This is a genomic window from Nocardia sp. 852002-20019_SCH5090214 (assembly GCF_001665865.1).
Classification (GTDB): Bacteria; Actinomycetota; Actinomycetes; order Mycobacteriales; family Mycobacteriaceae; genus Nocardia; species Nocardia nova.
The window spans coordinates 22,907-33,235 of record NZ_LZMK01000148.1 but is presented as its reverse complement, the minus strand read 5'-3'; the positions used below and the strand labels follow the sequence as shown (position 1 = coordinate 33,235).

The 10,329-nt window shown below is 62.4% G+C and carries 15 protein-coding genes; 8 read left to right on the top strand and 7 right to left on the bottom strand.

What is annotated here, in order from left to right:
- The 5 genes from A5780_RS39065 to A5780_RS39945 all read left to right on the top strand — a co-directional run.
- Window positions 1–1,072, top strand: a 1,072-nt coding sequence (locus A5780_RS39065; protein WP_304528418.1) for an RHS repeat-associated core domain-containing protein, incomplete at its 5' end; no start/stop codon positions are given.
- A 13-nt stretch (window positions 1,073–1,085) separates the two neighbouring features.
- Window positions 1,086–1,358, top strand: a complete 273-nt coding sequence (locus A5780_RS12490) for a hypothetical protein (RefSeq protein ID WP_146102096.1) — start codon at window positions 1,086–1,088, stop codon at window positions 1,356–1,358.
- A 13-nt stretch (window positions 1,359–1,371) separates the two neighbouring features.
- Window positions 1,372–1,701, top strand: coding sequence for a hypothetical protein (locus A5780_RS40880; RefSeq protein ID WP_197521738.1), 330 nt, complete (start codon window positions 1,372–1,374; stop codon window positions 1,699–1,701).
- Window positions 1,702–1,711: 10 nt separating this feature from the next.
- Complete coding sequence (locus tag A5780_RS39950) at window positions 1,712–2,152, top strand: hypothetical protein (RefSeq protein ID WP_156769476.1); 441 nt, start codon at window positions 1,712–1,714, stop codon at window positions 2,150–2,152.
- A gap of 151 nt (window positions 2,153–2,303) precedes the next feature.
- Entirely contained in the window at window positions 2,304–2,537 is a 234-nt protein-coding gene (locus A5780_RS39945) for a hypothetical protein (protein ID WP_156769475.1), read from the top strand.
- A 109-nt stretch (window positions 2,538–2,646) separates the two neighbouring features.
- Here the strand turns inward: A5780_RS39945 and A5780_RS12480 are convergent, their stop codons facing one another.
- On the bottom strand, window positions 2,647–2,859 hold the full coding sequence (locus A5780_RS12480) for a DUF397 domain-containing protein (RefSeq protein ID WP_064908502.1): 213 nt from the start codon (window positions 2,857–2,859) through the stop codon (window positions 2,647–2,649).
- Window positions 2,852–3,748 (bottom strand): helix-turn-helix transcriptional regulator, encoded by an 897-nt coding sequence (locus A5780_RS12475; RefSeq protein ID WP_255407243.1) that lies wholly within the window; start codon window positions 3,746–3,748, stop codon window positions 2,852–2,854. The genes A5780_RS12480 and A5780_RS12475 overlap by 8 nt, the downstream gene beginning before the upstream one ends.
- Window positions 3,749–4,429: 681 nt before the next feature.
- Here A5780_RS12475 and A5780_RS12465 point away from each other — a divergent pair.
- Window positions 4,430–4,612, top strand: coding sequence for a hypothetical protein (locus A5780_RS12465; protein WP_064908500.1), 183 nt, complete (start codon window positions 4,430–4,432; stop codon window positions 4,610–4,612).
- Window positions 4,613–4,626: 14 nt separating this feature from the next.
- Here the strand turns inward: A5780_RS12465 and A5780_RS12460 are convergent, their stop codons facing one another.
- The 4 genes from A5780_RS12460 to A5780_RS12445 are packed head-to-tail and all read right to left on the bottom strand — an operon-like array spanning window position 4,627 to window position 7,675.
- Window positions 4,627–5,400, bottom strand: coding sequence for an ESX secretion-associated protein EspG (locus tag A5780_RS12460; RefSeq protein ID WP_063010930.1), 774 nt, complete (start codon window positions 5,398–5,400; stop codon window positions 4,627–4,629).
- A gap of 28 nt (window positions 5,401–5,428) precedes the next feature.
- Window positions 5,429–6,733 (bottom strand): hypothetical protein, encoded by a 1,305-nt coding sequence (locus A5780_RS12455; RefSeq protein WP_064908499.1) that lies wholly within the window; start codon window positions 6,731–6,733, stop codon window positions 5,429–5,431.
- Window positions 6,734–6,738: 5 nt separating this feature from the next.
- Entirely contained in the window at window positions 6,739–7,119 is a 381-nt protein-coding gene (locus A5780_RS12450) for a hypothetical protein (RefSeq protein WP_063010928.1), read from the bottom strand.
- Window positions 7,120–7,147: 28 nt separating this feature from the next.
- The gene (locus A5780_RS12445) at window positions 7,148–7,675 is read right to left on the bottom strand and encodes a DUF3558 domain-containing protein (RefSeq protein ID WP_227463158.1); all 528 of its coding nucleotides are present in this window, start codon (window positions 7,673–7,675) and stop codon (window positions 7,148–7,150) included.
- Between the two features lie 160 nt (window positions 7,676–7,835).
- Here A5780_RS12445 and A5780_RS12440 point away from each other — a divergent pair, with 160 nt between their 5' ends.
- Complete coding sequence (locus A5780_RS12440; protein ID WP_064908498.1) at window positions 7,836–8,693, top strand: SDR family oxidoreductase; 858 nt, start codon at window positions 7,836–7,838, stop codon at window positions 8,691–8,693.
- On the opposite strand, the gene A5780_RS12435 is transcribed toward A5780_RS12440, so the two are convergent.
- Window positions 8,687–9,367, bottom strand: coding sequence for a hypothetical protein (locus tag A5780_RS12435; protein WP_064908497.1), 681 nt, complete (start codon window positions 9,365–9,367; stop codon window positions 8,687–8,689). The two genes, A5780_RS12440 and A5780_RS12435, sit on opposite strands and share 7 nt — an antisense overlap.
- 301 nt (window positions 9,368–9,668) lie before the next feature.
- Between A5780_RS12435 and A5780_RS12430 the strand changes: the two genes are divergently transcribed.
- Window positions 9,669–10,289: a hypothetical protein gene (locus A5780_RS12430; RefSeq protein ID WP_030516537.1), complete on the top strand. Its 621-nt coding sequence runs from the start codon at window positions 9,669–9,671 to the stop codon at window positions 10,287–10,289.
- Window positions 10,290–10,329 lie beyond the last annotated feature (40 nt).

The window sequence follows — 10,329 nt, the reverse complement described above, 5'->3', positions numbered from 1 at the left end:
CCCCACCACCCCCCCCCCCCCCGCGTCCACGCCTGTCCCAGGACAGACCCCGGACGGGCGCCGCGAGTACCGCAACAACCTCCTGATCCGCAACGGACGGACTCGATACTTCTACGATGCGGCTGGGCGGATGATCCGGAAGGAGGTGACGCGGCTATCGCGTAAGCCGGACATCTGGCACTTCCGGTACAACGGATTCGATCAGCTGACGGACGTGTATACGCCGGGGAAGGAGTGGTGGCGTTACACATACGACGCCCTCGGAAGGCGCCTTTCCAAGCAGCACATTGTCGACAACGCTGCTATCGCGTGGGTCGAGTACACCTGGGATCGCACCCAGCTCATCGAGGAGGCGGGCTCCTCCGGCACACTTCATTGGACGTACCAGGCCGGCGCTTACACCCCAATAACCCAGAGCAGCCGCGACGCAGTGAGACGCGAATTTCTCGCAGTCGTCACCGACCTGACAGGAGCCCCCACCGACCTTATAGAGCCACACTCGTTCACGATTGTCGCTACAGCCAGAAAGAGTCTGTGGGGGACAACCGAGTGGTATGGCGGCGCGGCGACGGCCATCCGTTTCGCCGGACAATATCATGACCCAGAAACCCGCCTTCACTACAATTATCACCGCTACTACGATCCAACGACAGGCCGCTACCAATCCGCAGATCCTCTGGGCCTGGATGCGGCGCCGAACACCGCAACTTATGTGCAAAATCCAACGACTTGGTCCGACCCTCTAGGATTGACTCCGGAGGAGTGCAGAAAGCCGACCTACGGTAACGGCGGGCACATCGATAATATCTCTCCTGAGGATGCTCGTAGGATTCAGAATGCAGCGAATCTTCGCGGTGTTACGATTCATGTTGTCGGTAGTCGCGCCTCCGGAACAGCTGGCCCTTGGTCGGATTGGGACTACGTAATCGAAGGGATAAACTCGCGAACGCGCAGTCGAATCCAAAGTTCTCTACCTCAGGGTTCGACTGAACTGGGCTACGGTAGAAGGATAGACATCTTCCGCGGCAGGTTGGCCGAAGGCATGCCATTTGTGACGTTCCACCCGAACTAAAGAACAGGTGTCGATGAATACGCAAGCTGAACTGCTGAACACTGAAGGTGACTATTCCCTCGTGTCCTGGAGTGGAAGAAAGTTTCCAGGGCTCCTCGTGCAAGGCGACAGCCTGAGCATCCTGGCGGAAACACTTGCCGAAGCGCGCGAGGAACTTCAGAAGGGCGACGCCGACGAAGCGCAGTATGCGGTCGATATGGCGTTGAATACCGCTCGTTCGATGCTTGAAGCCTACGAACGTATGATGAATGATGCCGGCCTGAATCTGCCATATTCGACCGAATGACGACCGCGCAACAGTGAACCGCAACATGGAGTGCGTCAAGGTCAGGTGGAGCCATTGCGACCCGGACGAACCGGAGTACTTTTACTCGGAGATAGGGAAAGATCGCTACGAGACAAGGAAGGTCCAAATTTACAAGGACGGCCACACGGACTGGGCGACCGCGGCTTCCGAGACCGGTAAGGCATTTCTGGCCGAGGCACCTTTCCCTTCAATTGCCGAAATATCATCCGAGCCAGATATTCAGGCCTGGGAAATACGACGCCAAGAATTCGAATCGGCATGGGAAAGCGCTACTGGCACCGACACCACCTCCTTCGACGCTTCGAAGCCAACCGAACCCTAACAACCGTGCGATGAAATACGTAAAGGTCGAAGAGACTGCTATCGGGTTCCACCTTGATGCTTCACGCTATCTGTATGCATTAGGTGACCTTCAAGAGCATCTACTACCTGGCGCATGGCTGTTCGCTTCCGATAGTGACCACTACGACTTTCACAGTCTGCGATGCGTCAAAGACCTGAACCTACAAAGTATTTCACAACAAGAAAACGCAGACTTGACGCTCCGATTCGGACCTAATACGTATAAGCACGAAGCCGGACTGACCTTAACGTATCGTTCGGCATCGTCGATCGATTTCCAGATAACCGATGAAGGCTACTTCGCAGGAGGGATCGGAATCGTCATGTTGGATGAGGTACTTCCATCCGACCTCGGCTGTACGCACGAAATCGAACTCACCAACGGGCGTCTATACATCGAATCGGCAGACATACATGCGCAGTGGGAGTAGCTCGAGCGTCCGCGACTTCCTGGGCTGCGGTAGGGACGGAACCCAAGAGACGGAGTGCACGCCGAAATCACGCGAAAGATGCGGTTTGGATCGTCCACGTTGTCGGCTGATCTCATAAATCCCACCGGAACATTTTGCATAGGGGAACTGCATGCTGACTTCAAGGGTATTCCGCGGGCGCCGGATCTCCGTTACATCCATTGCAAACGTCAGCGATGAGTGCGATGAATTGGAATTCCGGGAAGAAGGTAAGTCGACTCCGATTGTGGTTGTCAGTGAGCAAGACAACTCGCCCGGGGACCTGTTTGTGAGTATTTACGGGCAAGCGGATGCCGAGTTCGTCCGCTTTGCGATTGCCGCTGCAGAAGAGTACTTCTCGGAGTAGTTCGAGTTCTGGCATATCGGCCACCGCGCACTATTTTGTGGGCCGCGCTGCGACTGTGTTATCGCGCCGTGGAACGCCCGAAGCTCTCGAAGCGAGGGGGTTCGACTCGTCAGGCGGTGGGGCTGTCGAATCTGCCGGCGTCGAGGGCGGTGGTGAAGGTGTCCCATTCGGTGGGGGTGAAGAGGAGGGTTGGGCCGGTGCGGTCCTTGGAGTCGCGTATTCCGACTGTGTTGTCGTCGAGGTGGGCTACTTCTACACAGTCGCCGCCGCCCTGGCTGTAGCTGCTCTTGACCCAGTGGCCCTCAGTCGAGTCTCTAATCACCCGCGTACTCCTCTGCGATTCGACGCACCAGCAGCCTGGTGTCATCCTCGCTCAACGCTACCTTTCGCAGATCGCTCGATGCCTCCGCGTAACGCCTGATTACGGTGTTGTCCTCCAAGAACAGCGCACCGGTGAATCCCTCCACGAAGACCACGGGAGGCTCCGGTACGCGCCCGTTGACGAGGCATGGAAATTCGAAGAGCGTGAAGGACTGGACGACAACTCCTGGATGCATGCCCGCGTCGAAGGGGATGGCACGCAGCGTCACGTTCGGCAGGCGACCGAGTTCCGAGAGGTGATGGAGTTGTCCGCACATAGTTGCCCGACCGCCGACCTGATGGCGCAAGGCTGCCTCTGACAGCAAGACCTCCAGCGAGAAGTTCGGGTCGTCGGTGAGGCGGTGCTGCCGCCTTGCGGTCAGCTCGAGTCGGCGTTCCACGTCGATCTCTGACATGTCTGGATCGTTAACTGCGACAACCGATCGGCGATACGCGGCTGTTTGCAGCAGTCCGGGCAACAGCGCGAGCGTAAACGCAGTCAAACGAGAGCACGCTTGCTCGAGACTCATGAAGTGATCGAAGTGGGGATTCACCACGTCGGCGTAGGCCCGCCACCAACTACTGCCGGTATTTCCCTTAGCCGCCTTGACCTCTTGCAGGAGCCCCAGCACTTCGTCTTTCGTCTCGGCGTCCGCCGCATAGAAGTCCAGCAGGTCCCGAAACTGCGCCGTGCTGATGCGGACTACCTGCCCCTCCTCCAAGCGGCCGATGCCTTGTTTCGAGACCTCGATCGCCAGCCCGGCGGCCAATTGGCTCTTTCCCGCAGCGGCGCGCAATTCGCGCATTCGTCGCCCCAATGCCCGCCGGGGAAGAGTGGACCCACCTGCCATCGTCAGCCTCCCTATCGCGTGTGGTCCAGTTCGGACCCGTATATGCTGGACCGCCCCATGCTGGACGCCCGACGTCTTACGTCCGGCAGATCGAAAACTGCGGTGCGGCAACGCTTTTCTGGTGTCTACTGAACGCGCCCCGATGACCGGGGAGGCCCGGTTCCATAAATCCGCAGAAGGTTGGCGACGAAGATGCGGTGTTGGGCCGGGACACTACCGAATCGCACGGACGCGAGACGCGTGGTGGCTCCTGGAGCCTCGGTCATCGGGTCGACCACGGAGGACGGTACGACACGATGCCGACGAATATTGAAGTAGCACAACTGGTTACGAGAACATCCCCACACACGTACGATGCGATCTTAACACCGCACCGGGCCAGGAGATATACCGCAATCGAATAGCCGACGGGTCGGTCTCGCGATGCACGAACACCACACCCAGGCCGGCGAGTGGCTGGCGATCTGGCGGCTCGACCGACGGGCCATTCGAATCCTGCTCGTACGCAATTGTTCCGATTCCGCGCCGATACTTGCCTCCACTGCGGAAGAGGCGCCGGACCTTGCGGATATGCGGGACAAACTGCCGAAACTGGCTCCGCTCTGGGATGCGATCAGGCACGAGTACTGGTCGTCGTTCCCTGCATTCCACGACCGCACGCATCGAGGCGAAAGGCCGTAGATGACATCAGAGGACTCCACCGCGCGTCTGCGCGCACTCGGCTCCCGCGCCGAGAAGGCCGGCTATCGACTCGTGCGCGATCCGGCGCTGCCCGAGAGGTGGTCGCTGGTAGACGCGGAGGACGGTGAAATCATCTATCCCGCAGCGACTCTCGATTGGATCCGGCAATGGCTCGACAAGTGAAACGCCGCTGCGGCTCAGGGGCGTGGATGCACTCCGTCGCGCACCTCCGTGGTGGTGCGGGTGATCATGTCCCGCACCTGTGCGGTCATCCGCCTGGAATCGGTCGGCTTGATGCGCAGGATGCGGTCGCCGAAGATCGCGTACCGACCGTCGTCCACGAAATCCGTGATCTGAAAGTCCTTGCGGCCCTGCGTATGCCGATTGTCGGGGCTGCCCCACGGATAGGCCGCGATGTGGAAGTTCGCGGTGGTCGGGCGTTTCAGGAAGCGCGCCAGTTGTTCCTTCGGGCCGACGACCCACGGATCACGGACGTGAGCTGCGGAAGTTTCCAGGTCTTCGACCGGAATGTTCAGCGGTTTGCCTTGTCCCTCAGCGCATTCGGGCAATTCCGCGATCACCGCGGCCGCGACCCGATCGGATTCGAGAAAGGAGAGGTGTACCGCCCCGCCGACCGTATCCTCCGGTCCCGGTTCCTGCACCGCGATCACGCCGTGGCGATCACGCACGGCGGCGTGGACGCGGATTCGGTGTTCACGGCCGCGCCCGCGGAACCCCGCGATCTCGACGCGGACCTCGGGATCGAACAGCACTCGGATTGCGCGGTCCAGGTCCTCGTCCAATTGCGGCAGCAGGACTTGCGCGATGCGCTGCCGCGTCCGGTTCACATCCTCCAGCGTCGGCTCGGCGGTGAACCGGTGTGCCAGTGGGTACGGCAGCACATCGCGCCCTGTCGCGTCCCACAGCACACGGAATTCGGCCGCATCGAACCGCCATTTTCTGTCACTCATCGCCCCGCCCTCCTGCCCACGACCGCCACTACTCCCCGATGACCGGAGGAACGGTCTTCGGAAGATCCGGGATGCCGGTCAACTCGTCACCGTTCTCCTGGTTGATCAAGTAGTCGGCGACGCTCTTGGTGCGTTCTTCTTCCTTGTCGCCCTTACCGCGTCCAGCACCGCCCATCCCGGGCATACCGCTGGCGCCGGCGCGAGCCGCCGAGGCCGTCGCGCGTCCCCCGGCCCCCGCCAGAGCGCCGGGCTGGACTCCCCCGGGCACACTGCTGCCGTGTCCGTTCGGGCCGTTGGTTCCACCGAGGCCACCGCCGAGACCGCTGCCGCTGCCGCCCGGCAGGGACGAACCCGAGGAACCGAGCGAGCTCGGGTCGAGGCCGGAGGGAGTCGTCGCCGACGAGGGATCGGTACGAGCCTGATCACCGGCGTTCTGCGAGCCGTCCGTTTGGCCGTTCCCCGACGGATTCGATTGCGATGTCTGCGAATTCGAACCTTGGCCGTTCTGATTCTGATCACCCGGCTTGGGCTGATTTGTGTCGTGCGTGCCGCCGGGACCGGATGGTCCCGGACCGTTACCGCCTGGGCGCCACGAGGACGGCGGCGGCTGGTCGCCCGGCCCGGCCGGATCCTGCGTGTTCGGTTTCGGAATGACCGGGACGCCGGTATCGCTTTCGTGGACGACCGGGGCGTAAACCGTGGTCAATACCCGCTTGGCCTCGGTATACGCATTGTTGTAGGCCGTGACATCGTCTCGCCAGCCCTTCCCCACCACGAGATTCACCGCGTTGCTGACTCCGGACCGATGGCCCGGCACATGCGGCACCAAGGTTTTCGTCGGCGCCAGGCCCGTAGCCAGCTCCGACAACTTGTTACTGGTCAGCGCTGCGGCTTTGGCGACCTTGGACGCCTGCGAGGTGTAGTCCGTCACCGCCTTCGCGGCGGCATTGCGCGACTGGCCACGCCAGATGCCCTCGTTGGTGGCTTTGCCCATGGCCTGCTGAAACGTCGTCAACGAGGTGGTTTCCTGGGTGCCGATCTTGTTCCAGGCATCCTTCAGGTTGTTGACCGCCTCGAGGTCGATCTTGTCGACCTTCTCCCGCAAGGTCGCGAGGTCGTGTCGTTCGAAGTTGTCGGTGGTCTGCACCGACGGCGTGCGGAAATCACCCTCGAAACCGATTGCGCGAGCGTCGTTTCGGACGCTGTCGCGGGTGGTGTTGAATTTGCCCTGCAGCTCATACGGATTCTGGATATGCGAGGGATCTCGCCCCTGCGTCCAGTTCGTCAGGACCTCACCGACGAACGAGCTGAACCCCTCCGGCAGAAAACTCATGACGACTACCTGCCCGCTGTGTCGGTGGCTGCGATCTGTCCGGCGGCGGCGACGTCCTGGCCGGTGAGGTGCTTGACGGACTGTGCCATCACCTCGCGCATGTTCTTGACGGTTTCCATGTGGTCCTTGATGACCTGGTCGATCGAATTCGGTTCGCCGGTAGCCTGTTTCAGGTAGCCGCCTTCGAGGGCGTGGCCCATGTCGAAGTCGCCGAAACCGGAGACCCGCTGAGTCAGTTGCGCAACGTTGAACAGGCTTTGAAGCTCTGTCAGCCGTGTGTCGCACGCCGCGAGGCACTCACGAGCAACGGCTTCGTCATCCAGATACAGCTCGCCTCCGCGCGCTTGCTCGGCGAACTTCTTCCAAGTCTCTACTTCACCGGCCATGTCTGTTCCTCCCCTTCTGGTTCGACACTTACTCCGGCATCAGAGGGACGAGCAGTTCGCCGACGTGGTGCAGTGTGGCGCACGGATCACCAGGATTGTCGACGATGAGACTGTTGGTGATCACAATTTCGACGATCCCCTGTTGAGCAGCGAAAACGGCGTCGCAGGTGTCGTTCTTCGATGCACCCTCGACCCGGTATTGCTGTCCCTTCCGTCCGGCAAGTACCACGTCCTGAAAGTCGACGTTGCCCTCTTTGTTCTGGATCTCCTGCAGGGAACGCTTACCGGAGAGCACGTTGACGGTGTACTGCTTCCCCTTCCAGTTACAGATCTCCCACCCGCTCTGATGCACCCCCGCGATCCCGCTCTCCTTCGTCGCGGGATCCACCCCCGCCTTCCGCAACACATCATCCGGAATCTGCGTACAAGGATCCCACAACTTCACCGCCGCAGCGCTGGTCGTGGATCCGTTACCCCCGTCGTTCCCGTCGTTGCACGCGGCCAGAATCGGCACAACTGCCGCCAGCAGGACTATCGCGAGTCGGCGAGCAGCCACCGTCCGCCCCCTTCGGTTGATCATGCTTGCACCTGGTCGGCCGACTTTATCAAACCGGTTCAAACGGACGGGGTGGCCGAGAAGCCCCCTAGGGTGTCTGGTGCCGCGAGGAAAAACCTCTATTGTGAACAACAGTGTTCGTAAATAAGGGGAGACCACGATGAAAGATCTGACCGGCCGGAAGTGCCTGATCACCGGCGCGGCCAGCGGGATCGGCCGGGCAACCGCGGTCGCTGCGGCCGCGGCGCGGATGCGGCTGGTGCTGACCGATATCGATGCCGAGGGGCTGGCCGAGACGGCGGCGCGGATCCGCGCCGGCGGGGGTGAGGTGCTGGAGGCGCAGGTGCTCGACGTCTCCGATTACGAGGCGGTGACCTCGTGGGCGAAGCGGGTGCACGACGAGTACGGCAGCCTCGACGTGGTCATGAATATCGCCGGCATCGCCACCTGGGGCACGGTCGAGAATCTCGAGCACCGCCACTGGAAGTCGATGGTCGATGTGAATCTGATGGGCCCGATCCACATCATCGAGAACTTCGTGCCGCCGATGGTGGCGGCGGGGCGCGGCGGACACCTGGTCAACGTGTCCTCGGCCGCGGGGCTGCTCGCGCTGCCGTGGCATGCGGCCTACAGCGCCGCGAAGTTCGGGCTGCGCGGAGTGTCGGAGGTGCTGCGATTCGACTTGGAGCGCCACGACATCGGCGTGAGCCTGGTGGTGCCCGGGGCGGTGCGCACGCCGCTGGTGGGCACCGTGCAGATCGTCGGCGTGGATCGCGACGATCCTCGGGTGCGGCGGATGGTGAAACTGTTCGAGGGGCATGCGGTGACGCCGGAGAAGGTCGCCGACCGGATCATCTCCGGCGTCCGGCACAACCGCTTCCTGGTGCACACCTCGCCCGATATTCGCATCGGCTACTGGTTCGCTCGCAAGTTCGCGTGGCCGTACGAGCTGGTGGCGCGAATTGCCAACCGCGAGTTCAGCAAACTGCTGCCGGCCCCGGCGCGCGACACTCAGTAGTGCGTCACGCAGACCACGAAACGCCTTTCGTTGTAGACGAATCCGCGGTCACCGTCGGAGCAGCTGTTGACGTCGGTGGTGCCGTTCTTGATTTCCACCACGCGCACCCGGCCCGGGGCTGCGGTGGCACAGTCGACGGGAGTGGGACTGCCGTCGGCGATATTCATGCAAGCGCCGGTGACCCAGTTGAAGTCGAGGCAGAGGGTGTCGGTGGCACCGCCGGGCAGCGTCTCGGCCACCGAGCGGTCGGCATCGGCCGGGCAGTGCGCGCCCGCGACGGCCTTCGCGGTGACCTTGTAGCGCGAATCCGTACCGGCGCAAGCGGTTTTCTGCACCGGAGCGCCGGCGTCGGGCGTGGCGACCACCGCGGCCACGCAATCGCCGACGGCCACCGTCTCGCCCGGATGCTTCTGATCGGCACCCTTGTTCAGCACCAGCGGCTCGTCCGACGCCGAGGAGGTGACACCGGTGGCGGTCGGCTGGGCGGGCGTCTCGGCGGCCACGGGCGCGACCGTGGTGGTGGGTGATACCGCTGCCGCGGCACGCGTTTCGTCCGAATGATGCCGGCCGGCGGTGAACGACAGCGCGGCGGCGATCAGACATGCCGCCGACAGCGCGGCGGCAATCACGAAGCCCGTCAGGGTGACACCGGCTTGAACACGTCGGCGCGACACGTACTCGTCCTCCAGAGCGGTAACGCTTCGAACCACCCCGAACGATGATCGAAGAACACTTGCGAATTTGCAGACCTCGCAAATGCATACACCATCCGGGCGTTCGCGTCGAGGCGGCGGCGGGGCCCGACGCATCGAAAATAAAAAGGTTTCTTTTTCACTAAATTACTTGATCACGATCGCACAACAATGCCGCCGTTCGGGTTCCGGAATTACCAAGTCTGGCAATTAGCGTTCGACGCGTTATTGTCAGCTTTCGTCCGGACCGTTCGGCCGGAAGTCTCGTGAGAAGGAATCCTGAATGAAGTTCGGCACGTTCGCCGCAACCTCGATCCTGGCGGTGGCCACGGTCGGGATCACCGCGGGAACCGTGAACGCCAGTCCCCCGGCCGCACCACCGGCCGCCGCCAAAGAGATCACCACCTCCGGAACCGACCGCGGAGTCACCTATCACGCTGTGCTCAGCGACTTTTCGCGGGTCCTGACCGCGGTCGTCGAGCACGGGCGATTCGAGGTCGACAAGGACGCGACCGCTGTGGCCCTGAAGTCCGACAACGGCGCCGACCTCGTCACGGTGCCGCTGACGTACCGGATGGCCGGCAGCACGGTCCATGTCGCGCAACACATCAGCGACGACGGGCACAAGGTCGTGCTCGAGCCCAAGGCCACCGCCACCGAGATCGGCGAGATGCAGCCGATCAATTCGATGGCGCGGCTGACCAACGAAATCAATCAGAACGTTGTCGGCCTGGTGGCCGGTGGCGTGCTCGGCGGCCTGATCGGCGCCGTCCTCGGGATGGGCTTCTTCAGCATCATCACCGGGCCGATCGGCATGGTGGTCGGCGCCATCGCGGGCGGATACGCGATGGGCGGCCAGCCGTTCCTGGACGCCGTCAACGCGGTCGTGAGCGGACAGCCCTGATCCGGGCCGGTGTCGCGGGGCGGACCGCGCGCCGCGCCGC